The organism is Klebsiella sp. GB_Kp047, assembly GCF_040065235.1.
GTDB classification, from domain to species: domain Bacteria; phylum Pseudomonadota; class Gammaproteobacteria; order Enterobacterales; family Enterobacteriaceae; genus Klebsiella; species Klebsiella quasipneumoniae.
The window spans coordinates 1-16,431 of the sequence record NZ_JBEAJG010000037.1 but is presented as its reverse complement, the minus strand read 5'-3'; the positions used below and the strand labels follow the sequence as shown (position 1 = coordinate 16,431).

16 protein-coding genes are annotated in these 16,431 nt (G+C 59.4%); 14 read left to right on the top strand and 2 right to left on the bottom strand.

The window, feature by feature from the left end:
* Window positions 1-7 precede the first annotated feature (7 nt).
* From ABLV76_RS16595 to ABLV76_RS16535, 13 genes are all read left to right on the top strand, one after another.
* Window positions 8-274 (top strand): EutN/CcmL family microcompartment protein, encoded by a 267-nt coding sequence (locus ABLV76_RS16595; protein WP_049116152.1) that lies wholly within the window; start codon window positions 8-10, stop codon window positions 272-274.
* 8 nt (window positions 275-282) lie between these two features.
* Window positions 283-1,437, top strand: a complete 1,155-nt coding sequence (locus ABLV76_RS16590; RefSeq protein WP_348878391.1) for a 1-propanol dehydrogenase PduQ — start codon at window positions 283-285, stop codon at window positions 1,435-1,437.
* Between the two features lie 25 nt (window positions 1,438-1,462).
* A complete protein-coding gene (gene cutC / locus ABLV76_RS16585) occupies window positions 1,463-4,849 on the top strand; it encodes a choline trimethylamine-lyase (RefSeq protein WP_064189448.1) in 3,387 nt (1,128 codons plus the stop codon).
* A gap of 85 nt (window positions 4,850-4,934) precedes the next feature.
* On the top strand, window positions 4,935-5,882 hold the full coding sequence (gene cutD, locus ABLV76_RS16580) for a choline TMA-lyase-activating enzyme (protein ID WP_048322873.1): 948 nt from the start codon (window positions 4,935-4,937) through the stop codon (window positions 5,880-5,882).
* A 12-nt stretch (window positions 5,883-5,894) separates the two neighbouring features.
* Complete coding sequence (locus tag ABLV76_RS16575) at window positions 5,895-6,293, top strand: BMC domain-containing protein (RefSeq protein WP_348878390.1); 399 nt, start codon at window positions 5,895-5,897, stop codon at window positions 6,291-6,293.
* Window positions 6,290-6,910, top strand: coding sequence for a phosphate propanoyltransferase (locus ABLV76_RS16570; protein WP_004204126.1), 621 nt, complete (start codon window positions 6,290-6,292; stop codon window positions 6,908-6,910). Before ABLV76_RS16575 ends, ABLV76_RS16570 begins: the two co-directional genes overlap by 4 nt.
* A gap of 12 nt (window positions 6,911-6,922) precedes the next feature.
* Window positions 6,923-7,591, top strand: a complete 669-nt coding sequence (locus ABLV76_RS16565) for a hypothetical protein (protein ID WP_004204125.1) — start codon at window positions 6,923-6,925, stop codon at window positions 7,589-7,591.
* 31 nt (window positions 7,592-7,622) lie between these two features.
* The gene (locus ABLV76_RS16560; RefSeq protein ID WP_017899148.1) at window positions 7,623-8,036 is read left to right on the top strand and encodes a multidrug efflux SMR transporter; all 414 of its coding nucleotides are present in this window, start codon (window positions 7,623-7,625) and stop codon (window positions 8,034-8,036) included.
* A 19-nt stretch (window positions 8,037-8,055) separates the two neighbouring features.
* On the top strand, window positions 8,056-8,385 hold the full coding sequence (locus tag ABLV76_RS16555; protein WP_004204123.1) for a multidrug efflux SMR transporter: 330 nt from the start codon (window positions 8,056-8,058) through the stop codon (window positions 8,383-8,385).
* Window positions 8,386-8,664: 279 nt separating this feature from the next.
* Entirely contained in the window at window positions 8,665-9,672 is a 1,008-nt protein-coding gene (trpS, locus tag ABLV76_RS16550) for a tryptophan--tRNA ligase (RefSeq protein WP_004204121.1), read from the top strand.
* A 306-nt stretch (window positions 9,673-9,978) separates the two neighbouring features.
* Window positions 9,979-11,046, top strand: coding sequence for an HlyD family efflux transporter periplasmic adaptor subunit (locus ABLV76_RS16545; protein ID WP_043522395.1), 1,068 nt, complete (start codon window positions 9,979-9,981; stop codon window positions 11,044-11,046).
* Complete coding sequence (gene rbbA, locus ABLV76_RS16540) at window positions 11,043-13,787, top strand: ribosome-associated ATPase/putative transporter RbbA (protein WP_348878389.1); 2,745 nt, start codon at window positions 11,043-11,045, stop codon at window positions 13,785-13,787. The genes ABLV76_RS16545 and rbbA overlap by 4 nt, the downstream gene beginning before the upstream one ends.
* Entirely contained in the window at window positions 13,787-14,911 is a 1,125-nt protein-coding gene (locus ABLV76_RS16535) for an ABC transporter permease (protein ID WP_023319637.1), read from the top strand. The genes rbbA and ABLV76_RS16535 overlap by 1 nt, the downstream gene beginning before the upstream one ends.
* Window positions 14,912-14,952: 41 nt before the next feature.
* On the opposite strand, the gene ABLV76_RS16530 is transcribed toward ABLV76_RS16535, so the two are convergent.
* Both ABLV76_RS16530 and ABLV76_RS16525 read right to left on the bottom strand, forming a co-directional pair.
* Window positions 14,953-15,270: a hypothetical protein gene (locus ABLV76_RS16530; RefSeq protein ID WP_004204117.1), complete on the bottom strand. Its 318-nt coding sequence runs from the start codon at window positions 15,268-15,270 to the stop codon at window positions 14,953-14,955.
* Between the two features lie 321 nt (window positions 15,271-15,591).
* Window positions 15,592-15,867 carry a DUF2574 family protein gene (locus ABLV76_RS16525; protein ID WP_064151036.1) on the bottom strand — a complete coding sequence of 92 codons (276 nt, stop codon included), beginning with the start codon at window positions 15,865-15,867 and terminating at the stop codon, window positions 15,592-15,594.
* Window positions 15,868-16,173: 306 nt separating this feature from the next.
* Here ABLV76_RS16525 and ABLV76_RS16520 point away from each other — a divergent pair.
* A partial coding sequence (locus ABLV76_RS16520; RefSeq protein ID WP_348878388.1) for a hypothetical protein occupies window positions 16,174-16,431 on the top strand: 258 nt, incomplete at its 3' end.

Here is a 16,431-nt window from a genome sequence, read left to right as displayed (position 1 = left end):
TATAACGATGATTCTCGCAAAGGTGACCGGCCATGTTGTCGCCACGCAAAAATGCGATGAGCTGCGCGGCAGCAACCTGCTGTTGATCACTCGCTTAGATGACAAACAGCAGCCGATGAAGGACCAGACTTGGGTCGCCATCGATAACGTCGGCGCCGGTATGCACGACATCGTGCTGGCGGAAGAGTATTTCGCGCTCAATAAAGACCGCTACAAAGCGATGTCGGTGGTCGCCATTGTTGAGAAGGTGTTTCGGGACGCCGAACAGGAGTGAATAGCCCAATGAGTGAATTTTTACTGAAACCGCGGATTTGCTTCGGTCAGGACGCCCTCTCGGTGCTGAACGAACTTTCCGCCCGCAGCGTGCTGCTGGTGACCGATCAAGCGATGGTGAAGTTTGGCCTCGCCGAGCGCGTCACCGCCCTGCTGCGCCAGCGCGGGATCGCCTGGCAGGTGTGGGACGACGTGGTGGCGGATCCGGATATCGCCACCGTGGTGCGCGGTATGAAGCTGATGGATAACCACTACCCGGATCTGGTTATCGCGCTCGGCGGCGGTTCGGTAATCGATGCCGCCAAAGCGGTTATTTTCTCCCTGGCGCAAACCCGTCCGCTGGCCGACCGTCCCCGTCCGTGCTTCATCGCCATCCCGACCACCAGCGGTACCGGTTCGGAAGTCACCGCCTTTTCGGTGGTGAAAGCCAACGCGGAAAAGCTGGTGCTGGTGGATGCGTCATTGCTGCCGGATATCGCCATTCTGGACCCGGCGCTGGTGGCTTCGGTGCCGCCGGCAATTACCGCCGACACCGGCATGGACGTGCTGTGTCACGCCCTTGAGGCCTACGTCTCCCGCGCCGCCAGCGACTTTTCCGACGCCCTGGCGGAGAAAGTGGTGCAGCAGGTATTTCGCTATCTGCCAACCTGCTGGCGCAGCGGCGACAACCTGCAGGCGCGCGAAAAGATGCACAACGCCTCCTGCATGGCGGGGATGGCCTTCACCAACGCGTCGCTGGGGATCACCCATAGCCTGGCCCACGCCCTCGGCGGCGTCTTCCGCGTGCCCCATGGCCGCGCCAACGCCCTGCTGATGACGCACGTCGTCGCCTGGAACGCTGATTATCACGGGCTGTGCGATACCGATGCCGCCCGCAAATATGCCCGACTAGCCCATCTGCTGGATCTGCCTGCGGCCACTACCCGCCAGGGCGTCACCAGCCTGCTGGTCGCCATTCAGGCGCTTAAAGACGAAATGAGCATGCCGGCCGGCATCCGCGATACCGGCGTCCTTGCAGACGAGTTTGAACAACGGCTGGCGGAGATGATCGGCCAGGCGTTACGCGACAGCTGTACTCCGACGAACCCACGCGCGCCGGATGCTCACGCACTGACCGAACTCTATCGCCGGGCATGGACCGGCAACGCCGCTCAGGGCCACTGATAACAAGATTTGGAGAACCTTACCCATGGCACACTACAGCTTAACGCCGCGCGTCAAAGTGCTGGCAGACCGTTTACTCGCCCAGAAAAGCACGCTGTGCACCGAACATGCCACCACGCTGAACGCCCTGGATGGCGATATCGCGGGCGTTCCCGCCGCCGTTAAACCGGCGCGCCGTTTCTATGAACTGATGCGCCAGCTGCCGCTGACCATCAGCCCCGACGAACTCATTGTCGGCAACCAGAGCCGTAAACCGCACGGGGCGATTTTCCATGACGAAAACGCGACCCGTCGCCCATCGGCTTTCCAGTTCCTCAACCTCAACAGCGATCTGGATTCGCCGGACTACCGGCTGGTGGTCGAAAAAGGGGTGCTGGCGATTAAGCACCAGCTGGAAGAGAAATCCCGCGCACTCGGCAGCGCGGTCAGCCGCAGCGGTATGGATGAAGTCAACGGCTGCCGCGCCGCCATCTACGCCTGCGACGCCCTGCTGGCGCTGGCGCAAAATCTGGCCAACAGCGCCGAGCAGCTGGCGGCGGCGGAGACCAATGCTTATCGCAAAGCCGAGCTGCTCGATAGCGCAGCCATTCTCCACCACGTGCCGGCCCATCCAGCGCGTAATTTCAAAGAAGCCTGCCAGGCGTTCTATCTGTTCCAGCTGGCGCTCCAGCTGGATAACGGCAGCTATGCAGTCAACCCGGAAGGGGCGGACAAGGCGCTGCTGCCTTACTTCCAGCGCGATATCAACAGCGGCGCGCTGAATACCCAGCAGGCGTATGAGCTCGTGGAGTGCCTGTGGTTCAAGCTGGCGGAACTGAGCGAAGTCCGCGCCGCCTGCGCCATTGACGGCTATCCGATGCTCGACGCCATGTTGCATGGCGCCGCTTTTGACCATGCCGAGGTGAACGAACTCTCGGCGATGTTCATCAGCGCCCAGCGCAATCTCAGCGCGTTGAATCTGCCGGTGCGTCTGTTTAGCGGCGCACAACAGGTCAGCCATGCGCCGTTCGCCGCCTGCGCCGACACGCCGGTGATGGAAGGGTTAACCCCGCGTATGCAGCGTCTGCGTAACCACTATCTGACGGTACGCCCGAGCGTCTCTATCTATCGCGCGCTGGCCTTTACCGAAGTGGTGAAAGCTAACCCAGGCATGCCGACCATTCTGCTGCGAGCGAAAGCCTTCCGCCACGCCTGCGAAACCGCGCCGATTCTGATTCAGGACGATGAGCTGATCGTCGGCCATCCGTGCGGCAAGCCGCGCGCGGGCGCCTTCTCGCCGGATATCGCCTGGCGCTGGGTGCGCGACGAGCTCGACACCATGAGCACCCGCCCGCAGGATCCGTTTGAGATCAGCGAAGCGGATAAAAAAACCATTCGCGAAGAGATCGTCCCATTCTGGGAAGGCCGTTCGCTGGATGAGATTTGCGAAGCGCAATACCGTGAGGCTGGCGTCTGGGCCTTCAGCGGCGAGACCTTCGTCAGCGACCTCTCCTATCACCAGATTAACGGCGGCGGCGATACCTGCCCGGGCTACGACGTGCTGCTGTTCACCAAAGGGATGAACGGCATTAAAGCCGATGCCGAGGCGCATCTGGCCAGCCTGAGCATGGAAAACCCGGAAGATATCGACCGCATTTACTACTACAAAGCGGCGATTGAAACCTGCGAAGGGGTGGTCAACTACGCTCGCCGCATCGCCGCCCATGCCCGCGAACTGGCGGCTAAAGAGCAAAACGCCCAGCGCCGCGCCGAGTTGCTGACCATCGCCGACGTCAACGAAAACGTGCCGGCCAATCCGCCGAAGACCTTGCAGGAAGCGCTGCAGAGTATCTGGACCGTCGAATCACTGTTTGAAATCGAAGAGAACCAGACCGGGCTGTCGCTGGGGCGCGTCGACCAGTACTGCTATCCAATGTTCGAAGCCGATATCCGCGAAGGCCGCTTGACCCACGACACCGCACTGGAGCTGCTGCAGGCGTTTATCATCAAATGTGCCGAACTGATGTGGATGTCGAGCGAACTGGGAGCGAAATATTTCGCGGGTTATCAGCCGTTTATCAACCTCACCGTTGGCGGCCAGAAACGTAGCGGCGGCGATGCCTGTAACGATCTGACCTATCTGATTATGGACGCCGTGCGCTTCGTGAAGGTTTACCAGCCGTCGCTGGCCTGCCGTATCCACAACCAGTCGCCGCAGAAATACATGGAAAAAATCGTCGACGTGGTGAAAGCGGGAATGGGCTTCCCGGCCTGCCACTTCGATGACTCCCACATCAAGATGATGCTGCGCAAAGGCTTCGATTTTGAAGACGCCCGCGATTACTGCCTGATGGGCTGCGTTGAGCCGCAGAAATCCGGGCGCATCTACCAGTGGACCTCCACCGGCTACACCCAGTGGCCTATCGCTATCGAGTTCGTGCTTAACCGCGGGCGGATGGTGCTGTTCGATAGCTATCAGGGGCTGGACACCGGCGACCTGCGCGACCTGCGCACCTTCGAAGCATTCGACGCGGCGGTGAAACAGCAGATCGCCCATATCGTGCGCCTGTCGGCTATCGGCACCGTCATCAGCCAGCGCGTCCACCGCGATGTGGCGCCGAAGCCGCTGATGTCGCTACTGGTCGAAGGCTGCATGGAGAGCGGCAAAGATGTCGCCGCCGGCGGCGCGATGGTCAACCACGGTCCGGGGCTGATTTTCTCCGGTCTGGCGACCTACGTCGACTCGATGGCGGCGATCCGCAAGCTGGTGTTCGAAGAGAAGAAATACACCCTTGAGCAGATCCGCGATGCGCTGCTGGCCAACTTTGAAGGTTACGAAGCGCTGCGCCGCGACTGCCTGAACGCGCCGAAATACGGTAACGACGATAACTATGTCGACCAGTACGCGCTGGATATTACCGAATGGACCGAGAAAGAGTGCCGTAAGTACAAGATGCTCTACTCGACCCTCAGCCACGGCACCCTGTCTATCTCCAACAACACGCCCATCGGCGAGCTAACCAACGCCACGCCGAACGGCCGCCTGGCGTGGATGCCGCTCTCCGACGGCATCAGCCCGACCCAGGGCGCGGATAAGCAAGGCCCGACGGCGATTATCAAGTCGGTCAGCAAGATGAACGTGGAAACCATGAACATCGGCATGGTGCACAACTTCAAATTCCTCAAAGGGCTGCTGGATACCCCGGAAGGTCGCCATGGTCTGATTACCTTGCTGCGTACCGCCTCGATTCTCGGCAATGGCCAGATGCAGTTCAGCTATGTCGATAACGAAGTGCTGAAGAAGGCGCAGCAGGAGCCGGAGAAATACCGCGACCTGATCGTTCGCGTCGCCGGCTACAGCGCCTACTTCGTTGAGCTGTGCAAAGAAGTCCAGGACGAGATCATCAGCCGTACGGTGATTGAGAAGTTCTAGTTCTCTTAAAGAGAATTAAATGAGCTGTATTTGAGAAATAACCGGAAGTTCTCCGTCCCGTAACGGGACGGAGCGGGAGGCAAGCGTGATCGCAAAACAAGAATTAACGGGCCGAATTTTCAATATCCAGAAATATTCGATCTATGACGGCGATGGCATTCGCACGCTGGTGTTTTTTAAGGGCTGCAACATTCGCTGCCCGTGGTGCGCCAACCCGGAAGGGCTGAACAGCCAGTTCCAGGTGATGTTCTCGCACGACAAATGCATTAACTGCGGCGACTGCGTCAGCGTCTGTCCGGCGGGTATTCATTATCGGGCGGAAGAGAACGGCGAAATGAAGCACTTCGTCGACCGCCATAAAGACTGCATCGGCTGCCGCAAATGCGAAGAGATTTGCACCCAGAACGCGCTGGACATTATGGGCAAGGACGTCACCGTCAGCGAGCTGATGGAGATCATCATGCAGGACTACGACTTCTACATCTCCTCCGGCGGCGGCGTGACCATCGGCGGCGGCGAGATGAGCCTGCAAACTGATTTTGCCGTCGCCTTATTTCGCGAATGCAAAAAGATGATGATTAACACCGCCGTCGAAACCCAGGGCACCACCCCGCTTGCCAACTACCAGAAGCTGGCGCCGGTCACCGACACCTTCTTATTCGACATTAAGCAGATTAACAGCGAACACCACAAGGCGATGCTCGGCATCGGCAACGAAGGGATCCGCCGCAATCTCGAATGGCTGGTGGATTCCGGCGCCAACGTCATTGTGCGTATGCCGCTCATTCGCGGCTACAACGACTCATTCGACGCCATTACCGGCGCCATTGATTACGTACAGAAGCTGGCGAAGCGCGGGAATATCCGCCGCATCGACATGCTGCCGTACCACCAGCTGGGACGCAAAAAGTACGAACGCCTGGATATGCCCTACCCGATTAGCCAGGACCCGTCTTATTCACCGGATGAACTGGACCGGCTGGAAGCCTTCTTCCGGCAATTTGATTTTGATATTCGCTTAGTCCGCCATTAACAGGAGCCGACCATGAAAAGTTTAGGCGTAATTGAAACGCGAGGATGGGTCGCCGCCATTCAGGCCGTCGACGCCGCCTGTAAAGCCGCGGGAGTGACCTGCATTGGCTATCGCAAACCAGGCTCCGGGCTGGTGAGCGTCTGCTTTGAAGGGGAAATCAGCGCCATCCACACCGCTATAGAACGCGGCGTGGCGGTTGCCGGCGCCGAGCACACCGTGAAGTCGCTGGTCATTGCCCGTCCGGAGCGCTGCGTGGTTGAAGCGTTAAGCAACCTCAAAGGCAACCCTCCGCGCGAGGAAACAACGGACGAACCGGTGGTTATCACCGCCCCGGAACCCATCGTTCCGCCCGCTATCCCGAACGAAGCGGAAGATAAGCACCCTGCGCTGAAGAAAGGGAAGAAGTCATGATCGACACTTTGCTTCGCGAAAAAATCGTCGCCCGCCTGAGCGCAACGGCGCCGGCGATCCCGGTGGGGATCTCCAACCGCCACGTCCATCTCGCGCAACAGGACGTCGAGGCATTGTTCGGTAAAGGCTACAGCCTGACGCCGTTCAAACCGCTGCGCCAGCCGGGGCAGTTTGCCGCCCAGGAGTGCGTAACCGCCGTCGGGCCGAAGGGCTCGCTGACCAACGTTCGCGTCCTCGGCCCGACCCGCCCGCTATCGCAACTGGAAGTGTCGCGCGCCGACTGCTTCACGCTCGGCATTCAAGCGCCAGTTCGTGAGTCCGGGCAACTGGAGAATGCCGGTAGCGCGCTGCTGATTGGCCCCGCCGGTCACGTTGAGCTCCATTCTCAGGTGATCTGCGCCTGGCGGCATATTCATATGTCGCCGCAGGACGCGCGCCAGCTCAACGTCAGCAATGGCCAGAAGGTCAGCGTGCGCAGCAACGGCGAGCGCCAGCTGACTTTCGATGAAGTGGTGGTGCGGGTGCGCGATGACTTCGCGCTGGAATTTCACATCGACACCGAAGAAGCCAATGCCGCCGGGTTAAAAAACGGCGCGCAGGTGACGCTCATCGGCTAACGGAGGCTCGCCATGACCGACGAACAGATTGAAGGTGTAGTTGCGCGGATTTTGCAGCGCCTGCGGCCGCCGGTACTGGTGATGGTGACCGCCGCTGACGGCTACCGCGCAGCTATCCGCCAACGCCTGGCGGGAAGCGGCTATCCGCTGCGCCTCGCGCTGGAGGAGGGTCTCGCCGACGCCGCCGCCTGGCGAGAGGTGGGCGAGATTATCCCGTCATCGGCCTGGCAGGATGCCCTGCCGTCAGCGCCATGGCGGGGGGTACTGCTGCCTTTTCTCGATTATCCGCAAGCCTCGGATCTGCTGAACGGCACCCTGCGCAATCCGGTTTCCCGCTGCGCGCACGAGGCGCTGCTGGCGGGTATTCCGGTTCTGGCCCTGCGCTACCACTGCGATCCGCACAGCGAGCTCAACCAGCTGCGCGGCGCGCAGGCCGGCAGCGCCTATGCCGGGCATCTGCAGGCCACGCTGGCTCGTCTGGAAGCCTGCGGCGTCTTCCTCGGCACCATGAATGAGCTGCTGGCGAAGCTGGACGCGCCCACCGCGCCGGCCGCCGCCAGCAGCGAACCGCGCCGTTATCTTACCGTCACAGACGTGGTGAATAATCCGGCGCTGGCGGCGGCCCCGCGCGCTCAGCTGACCGATGCGGCCATTGATTACTTAAAAAACAGAAAGATATGACCTTACCCAACGAAAAACCTGGAGCTTAACGATGTCTTCGAAAACAAAATGCTGGTTATGGATGCTGCTGGTTATCCTCTCCGAAACCTCGGCAACCTCGACGTTAAAAATGTTCGGTAGCAGCGAAGGCGGCAGCAAAATGCTGCTGCTCGGGCTGCTGATTGCGCTTTACTGCACCTGCTATTACTCGCTCTCAAGGGCGGTGAAAGATATCCCGGTCGGCCTGGCGTACGCCACCTGGTCCGGCACCGGCATTCTGGTGGTCTCGACGCTGGGAATGGCATTCTACGGCCAGCACCCGGATACCGCCGCCATCATCGGCATGGCGGTGATCGCCAGCGGCATCATTATCATGAACCTGTTCTCGAAAATGGGTTCCGAAGCGAGCGAAGAGGCGGCGCCCGCCGCGCCAGCCGCCGCCATGGATAAGAACATCGCTAACTAACAGGAAAGGAATACCCCCTATGTTTAATCTCGGATTTTTATGGCTGGCGCTGTCTATCGGCTCCGAAATCACCGGCACCTCGATGATCAAAAAGACCAACGGTTTCAGCAAACTGGCCCCTTCGGTGCTGGTGGTCTGCGCCTACGGCCTCTGCTACTTCGCCCTCACCCGCGCAATGAGCACCATCCCGGTGGGCGTGGCCTACTCGCTGTGGTGCGGCTTTGGTATCGTCGGCGTCACCATCTGCTCCATGATCCTCTATAAGCAGAAACCGGACCTGGCGGCCATTATCGCCATGGCGCTGATTATCTCCGGCGGCGTGATCATGAACGTCTTCTCGACCATGTAACAGCGGTCGTTTTATCCTGTTACCCGGCCTGTACGGGCAGTCAGTAGGCCCGCGCCAGCGCAGCGCCGCCGGGCACTTTACCAAACGGGGTTTACCCCACTATGGTTTCGTGGCAGGATAAAAAGATGAACAGAAACGCGATCGTGACCTTTCCCCGCCGTTGGTGGCTGCCTGCATAACAGGCGGCACGATATACGTTTCCATTTTCAAAGCCGCCGGAAGGCGGCTTTGGTGTTTTCAGGACGTCTTTCGGCTGAACAGTCTGATAAGGAGTTCCTGATGAACCACCCGCAAACCATTCTCACCGGCGACCGCCCCACCGGCCAACTACATCTTGGCCATTACGTCGGCTCGCTGCGCCAGCGCGTCGCGCTGCAGCACGACCACCAGCAGTTTATCCTGATCGCCGACCTGCAAGGGCTCACTGACAACGGCAGCAATCCGCAAAAAGTTAGCCACCATATCCTCGAAGTGATGGCCGATTATCTGGCCGTCGGCATTGACCCCAGGCTCACCACGATCTGCCTGCAGTCCGCCCTGCCCGCGCTGGCGGAGCTCAGCGCGCTGTATATGAATATCGTCACCGTCGCCCGCGTGGAACGTAATCCGACGGTCAAGAATGAGATTGCCCAGAAAGGATTCGCCCGTTCGCTGCCGGTGGGCTTTCTTGCCTATCCGATTAGCCAGGCCGCCGATATCACCGCCTTCAAGGCCGAGCTGGTGCCAGTGGGCGACGATCAGCTACCGATGATTGAGCAGACCAACGAGATCGTCCATAAGATGAATAGCCTCACCGGCGCGCCAGTGCTGCGCCACTGCAAGGCGCTCCTCAGCGAAGTGAGCCGCCTGCCGGGCGTCGACGGCAACGCCAAAATGTCGAAATCGCTGGGCAATACGCTGACGTTATCGGCCAGTGAAGAGGAGATTCACCGCGCGGTCAGCGCGATGTATACCGACCCGACACACCTGAGAGTCAGCGATCCGGGGCATGTCGACGGCAACGTGGTGTTCACCTATCTCGACGCTTTCCATAGCGATAAGGCACTGGTGGCTGAGATGAAAGCCCACTATCAGCGCGGCGGGCTGGGCGATCGCCAGTGTAAAAATGAACTGGAGACCTGCCTGCAGGCGCTACTGGCGCCGATCCGCGAACGGCGAGCCACCTTTATTCAGGATAAAGGGATGCTGCTGGATCTGCTGCGCCAGGGCAGCGAGCGCGCCCACCAGCTGACGCAGCAGACGCTGCATGAGGTGAAACGTGGTCTGGGGCTGCCGGTGCTGTTCTGAGGTGATGAAATGTTGCCGGTAGTGGATATTTTGTTAACACGTCGACAAGACCCTGCCTTTCGTATGGACAAGCCCGCCGCGGATGTTACTATCGCGTTAACGGTAGCTCTCACTATGCGTGTTTCATTAAGGCCAGGATCGCTGATGATGACCACATAAGTAGTACAGCGTTCGGCTGCGCATCGACGCGGTAGAGCGCTGCGTCAGCGGCCCTTCCCCCCTTTATTCGTCCTTCGCAAGAAGGACGCTCCGCCCGCCGGAGGAGACACGCGTATCACTCAGCACAGGGAATCAAGCGAGTCGCGTATGGACAAAATAAAGAAACGTTGGACAGGGTATTTTGTCGGCTTACTGGTGGTACTCGCCGCCGCGGCATGGTGGCTGCTGCGCCCGCCGGGCCTTCCGGAGGGTTTCGCCAGTAGCAACGGACGAATAGAAGCCACCGAAGTGGATATTGCCAGCAAAATCGCCGGACGTATCGACACCATTCTGGTCAAAGAGGGTCAGTTCGTGCGCCAGGGAGAGGTACTGGCGAGAATGGATATCCGTGTACTGAACGAGCAGCGTCTTGAAGCCGCCGCGCAAATCAAGGAAGCGGAAAGCGCGGTCCTGGCCGCCAGAGCCTTGCTCGATCAGCGGCAAAGTGAAATGCGCGCCAGCGAAGCGGTTGTGAAGCAGCGTCAGGCGGAGCTCGACTCCACAGCGAAACGTCACGTCCGCTCGAATGCCCTGTCGCAGCGCGGCGCCGTCTCCGCCCAGCAGCTGGATGACGATCGCGCCGCGGCAGAGAGCGCCCGCGCGGCGCTGGAGTCGGCGAAAGCCCAGGTCTCCGCCGCCCGCGCCGCCATCGAGGCCGCCCGCACCAGCATTATTCAGGCGCAAACCCGCGTCGAAGCGGCCCAGGCGACCGAGCGGCGGATCCTTGCCGATATTGACGATAGCGAGCTGAAGGCGCCCCGCGACGGCCGTATTCAGTATCGCGTCGCCGAGCCGGGGGAAGTGCTGGCCGCCGGTGGTCGGGTGCTGAACATGGTCGATCTCGCCGACGTCTATATGACTTTCTTTCTGCCCACCGAACAGGCGGGCCTGCTGGCGCTTGGCAGCGAAGCGCGGCTGATCCTTGATGCCGCCCCTGATCTGGTGATCCCGGCCAATATCAGCTTTGTCGCCAGCGTCGCGCAGTTTACGCCGAAAACGGTGGAGACCCGCGACGAGCGTCTCAAACTGATGTTCCGCGTCAAAGCGCGCATCCCGCCGGAGCTGCTGGCGCAGCACCTGGAGTATGTCAAAACCGGCCTGCCCGGCATGGCTTACGTGCGGCTGGATAACCAACACTCCTGGCCTGAAGACCTGACGGTGAGGTTGCCGCAATGATAATGACGCCACTGGATACCTCGCCCCCCATTGCCCGGCTGGACAACGTTGGCCAGCGCTTCGGCGCCACCGTGGCGCTGCGGGATATCAGCCTGGCGATCCCGGCGCGGCGCATGGTCGGCCTGATTGGCCCGGACGGCGTCGGCAAATCGAGCCTGCTCTCTCTCATCGCCGGGGCGCGGGCCATTGAGCAGGGTAACGTGATGGTGCTCGGCGGCGATATGCGCGACGTTCATCATCGCCACGAGGTGTGCCCGAAGATTGCCTGGATGCCGCAGGGACTGGGGAAAAACCTCTATCACACCCTCTCGGTGTATGAAAACGTCGACTTCTTCGCCCGCCTGTTTGGCCATGATAAAGCCGAACGCGAATCACGTATCCACGAGCTGCTGCAGAGCACCGGGCTGGCGCCGTTTCGCGATCGCCCGGCGGGTAAGCTCTCCGGCGGGATGAAGCAAAAGCTGGGTTTATGTTGCGCCCTTATCCACGACCCGCAGCTGCTGATCCTCGATGAACCTACCACCGGCGTCGACCCGCTTTCCCGGGCGCAGTTCTGGGAGCTTATCGACAGCATTCGTCAGCGCCAGCCGGAGATGAGCGTGCTGGTGGCCACCGCCTATATGGAAGAGGCTGAGCGCTTTGACTGGCTGGTGGCGATGAACGCCGGCGAGGTGCTGGCGACCGGTACCGCTGCGGAGCTGAAAGTGCAGACCGGCAGCCAGACGCTGGAGCAGGCGTTTATCGCCCTGCTACCGGAAGCGCAGCGCCAGGCGCATAAGGCGGTGGTAATCCCGCCGCGCGACGACCGCGAGGAAGAGATCGCCATCGAAGCCCGTGGGCTGACCATGCGCTTTGGCGACTTCGTCGCCGTCGACCACGTTAACTTCCGCATCGCGCGCGGTGAAATCTTCGGCTTCCTCGGCTCCAACGGCTGCGGCAAATCCACCACCATGAAGATGCTCACCGGCCTGCTGCCCGCCAGCGAAGGCGAAGCCTGGTTGTTCGGCCAGCCGGTCGATCCGAAGGATATCGCCACCCGCCAGCGGGTGGGCTATATGTCGCAGGCCTTCTCGCTCTATAGCGAACTGACCGTCCGGCAAAACCTCGAACTGCACGCCCGCCTGTTTCATATTCCGGACGGCGAAATCCCCGGTCGGGTGGCGGAAATGAGCGAGCGCTTCATGCTCAGCGAGGTGGAAGACGCCCTGCCCACCGCCCTGCCGTTGGGCATCCGTCAGCGTCTGTCGCTGGCGGTGGCGGTCATCCATCGCCCGGAAATGCTGATCCTCGACGAACCCACCTCCGGGGTCGATCCAGTGGCACGGGATATGTTCTGGCAGCTGATGGTCGACCTCGCGCGTCAGGATCGGGTGACCATTTTTATCTCCACCCACTTTATGAATGAGGCGGAACGCTGCGACCGCATCTCGCTGATGCACGCCGGCAAGGTACTGGCCAGCGATACGCCGCAGGCGCTGGTCGAACAGCGCGGTGCCGCCAGCCTCGAAGAGGCGTTTATCGCCTGGCTCCAGGAGGCGCAGCCAACCGCCGCAGTTCCTGAGGAACCTGCGCCTGCTGCAGCATCCCATCCAGAACGCGCGGCCCCGCGCCAGGCCTTCAGTCTGCAACGGCTGTTCAGCTACAGCCGCCGCGAAGCGCTGGAGCTGCGCCGCGATCCGGTACGCTCGACGCTGGCGCTGCTGGGAACGGTGATCCTGATGTTTATCATGGGCTATGGGATCAGCATGGACGTCGAGGATCTGCACTTTGCGGTACTCGATCGCGATCAAACCCTCAGCAGTCAGGGCTGGTCGCAGAATATCGCCGGCTCACGCTACTTCATCGAACAGGCGCCGCTGCGCAGTTACGATGAGCTCGACCGGCGGATGCGCGACGGCGAACTGGCGGTGGCGATAGAGATCCCGCCGAACTTTGGCCGCGATATCGCCCGCGGCACGCCGGTACAAATCGGCGTCTGGGTGGATGGCGCAATGCCAAACCGCGCGGAGACGGTGCGCGGCTACGTGCAGGCCATGCATCTCGCCTGGCTGCAGGAGATGGCCGGCCGGCAGAGCAGCCCGCCGCGCGATACCTCGCTCATCTCCATCGAGACCCGCTATCGCTATAACCCGGACGTGAAGAGCCTGCCGGCCATCGTCCCGGCGGTGATCCCGCTGCTGCTGATGATGATCCCGGCGATGCTCAGCGCCCTGAGCGTGGTACGTGAGAAGGAGCTCGGGTCGATCATCAACCTGTACGTGACGCCGACCACCCGCAGCGAATTCCTGCTCGGCAAGCAGGTGCCTTACATCGTGCTGGGAATGTTTAACTTTTTTCTGCTGTGTGCGCTGTCGGTCTTCGTCTTTGGCGTATCACATAAGGGCAGCTTCCTGACGCTGAGCCTGGCGGCGCTGCTGTATGTCACCATCGCCACCGGACTGGGACTACTGATCTCAACCTTTATGAAGAGTCAAATCGCCGCCATCTTCGGCACCGCCATCATTACGCTAATTCCGGCGACCCAGTTCTCCGGGATGATCGATCCGGTAGCGTCGCTGGAAGGCCCCGGGCGCTGGATTGGGCAAATCTACCCGACCAGCCACTTCCTGACTATCGCCCGCGGCACCTTCTCCAAGGCGCTGAATCTCAGCGATTTGTGGGGCTCCTTTATTCCACTACTGATTGCAGTGCCGCTGGTGCTCGGGCTGAGCGTGCTGCTGCTGAAGAAACAGGAGGGGTGATGCGCGGATTACGCAATATTTATAATCTTGGCGTCAAAGAGCTGCGTAGCCTGCTGGGTGATAAAGCGATGCTGGCGTTGATCGTGTTTGCTTTTACGGTGTCGGTGTACTCCTCAGCCACGGTGATGCCCGGCTCGCTACACCTGGCGCCGATTGCGGTTGCCGATATGGATAAGTCGCAGCTCTCTTCACGCATTATTAACGCATTCTACCGCCCCTGGTTTCTCGAACCGGAGCTGATTACCGCCGATGAGATGGACGCCGGCCTGGATGCCGGGCGCTACACTTTCGCCATCAATATTCCGCCTAACTTCCAGCGCGATGTGCTGGCCGGCCGCCAGCCGGAAGTGCAGGTCAACGTCGACGCCACGCGCATGAGCCAGGCCTTTACCGGCAACGGCTATATCCAGAATATTATTAGCGGCGAAGTAAACAGCTTCATTGCCCGCTATCGGGACAACAGCGTGCTGCCGGTAGAGCTGGCGATAAGAATGCGCTTTAACCCTAACCTGGAACAGGAGCGCTTTGGCGCGGTGATGGCGATCATCAACAACATCACCATGCTGGCCATTGTCCTCACCGGCTCGGCGCTGATCCGCGAGCGCGAGCACGGTACCATCGAGCATCTGCTGGTGATGCCGGTCACGCCGTTTGAGATCATGATGGCCAAGATCTGGTCGATGGGGCTGGTGGTGCTAGTGGTCTCCGGTTTGTCGCTGGTGCTGATGGTACAGGGGATGTTGCAGGTGCCCATTGAGGGGTCGATTCTACTGTTTATGCTGGGGGTGGCGCTCAGCCTGTTCGCCACTACCTCAATCGGCATTTTTATGGGCACCCTCGCCCGCTCAATGCCGCAGTTGGGGCTGCTAATGATCCTGGTGCTGCTGCCGCTGCAGATGCTCTCCGGCGGCTCCACGCCGCGGGAAAGTATGCCGCAGCTGGTTCAGGATATCATGTTGACCATGCCGACCACCCACTTCGTCAGTCTGGCGCAGGCGATTTTGTACCGCGGCGCCAGCTTCAGTATCGTCTGGCCGCAGTTCTTAACCTTGCTGGCTATCGGAGCGGTGTTCTTTACTATCGCCCTGCTGCGTTTTCGCAAAACGATCGGTCAAATGGCGTAAGGGCTTAAGAAGGGCCGTCGACTTCCGGCGGCCCGAATGGTTTATTTGTGGCGGTTCATAAAGTGGCGCAGACCCCAGGTGAAGGCCATCGCCATGCTGAAGAGAATGAACAGCAACACCACCCAGCTGATGGAGATGCGCAGCAGCGTGCCGGGGGTCATAAACGGCTGCAGATAGACGGTGAAGGACTGGGCGGGTGATTTCCCCAGCAGTTCATACAGGTTATCCGTAAGCCATACGCCGACCCGGCAGAACAGCCAGATTATCGCTGGCCAGCAGAGCAGCACCAGAAAGGTAAAGCGCTCCTGAAGGTAAGTGAAGAGCCGGCGCAACGGCGACCAGTTAAGCAGGATTTTCATTTCTATTCTCATATTGCCAGCCGATAACCAAAGCAGATAACGCAAGGTACGTCGGGCAGCATCCATACAGGCAATCATCCCTCTTTGTATATCAAATTTGCTGTCATATAAACCAGATCAAGTTAACAAAGTGTTAATGATATCGCTCATTAAACCAAAAAACCGGCGAGAAGCATACCCATTGTCGCCATAAATGGGAGTGATGTATTCAGCGGCGGGAATAATTCCGTAATTTCGCTAACGCGTTAATATATATGAAGAAGATGCAGCGCTATTATTTAGCAGAACACAATATAATAGCGCTGAAATAGAGAGAGATATTTAATCGTAGCTGCTGATAATTATTTTTCGACTCGTATCATTGGATAAATTCACTGTACGAGTGACCACACCACGCGCGTGATTCGCTATATTTTTCGAGGCAATGAGATAGGTATTTTTTCCGCAGCGCTGCAGAAGTTGTTTATTCACAATATCAGTATTGCAGGTTTCTGACACGACCCGCCCGGAAAGCGTTAGGTTGGCGGTTTCGGCAGCAAACAGAGGTGAGCTTAATCCATAAGCGAAAATCAGAATCCCAATTAGCGGTTTTTTCATTTAATGTTTAACCAGTTAACAGGATGAAAGATAAGCGAGTTGCTTAATATTTTCTCCGTCAGGAGAGCGATGCATTGGTACATCACGCAGGGAAGATAAACCATAGCATTACTAAGGGCAATGGCAAGATAACCTATTAATGTGATAATTATTGCTGATAGTAGCGAACCGGCATAGTGGTCTGCCTGGAGACGGTGCTGCGCACCAGGTTTTGTGGCTCAGGATCCGTAGCCCCGATAAGCGCAGCGCCACCGGGGAGGCATACCCCACACAGCAAAAAACCCCGCACCTTTCGGGACGGGGTTCTTGTTAAAACGCAAAAACAAAAAGCTCAGCCTTCCGACTGAGCTTTCTGCTTTATTTGATGCCTGGCAGTTTATGGCGGGCGTCCTGCCCGCCACCCTCCGGGCCGTTGCTGCGCAACGTTCAAATCCGCTCCCGGCGGATTTGTCCTCCTCAGGAGCGCGCTCACCGACAGACAACAGACAAAACAAAAGGCCCAGTCTTTCGACTGAGCCTTTCGTTTTATTTGATGCCTGGCAGTTCCCTACTCTCACATGGGGA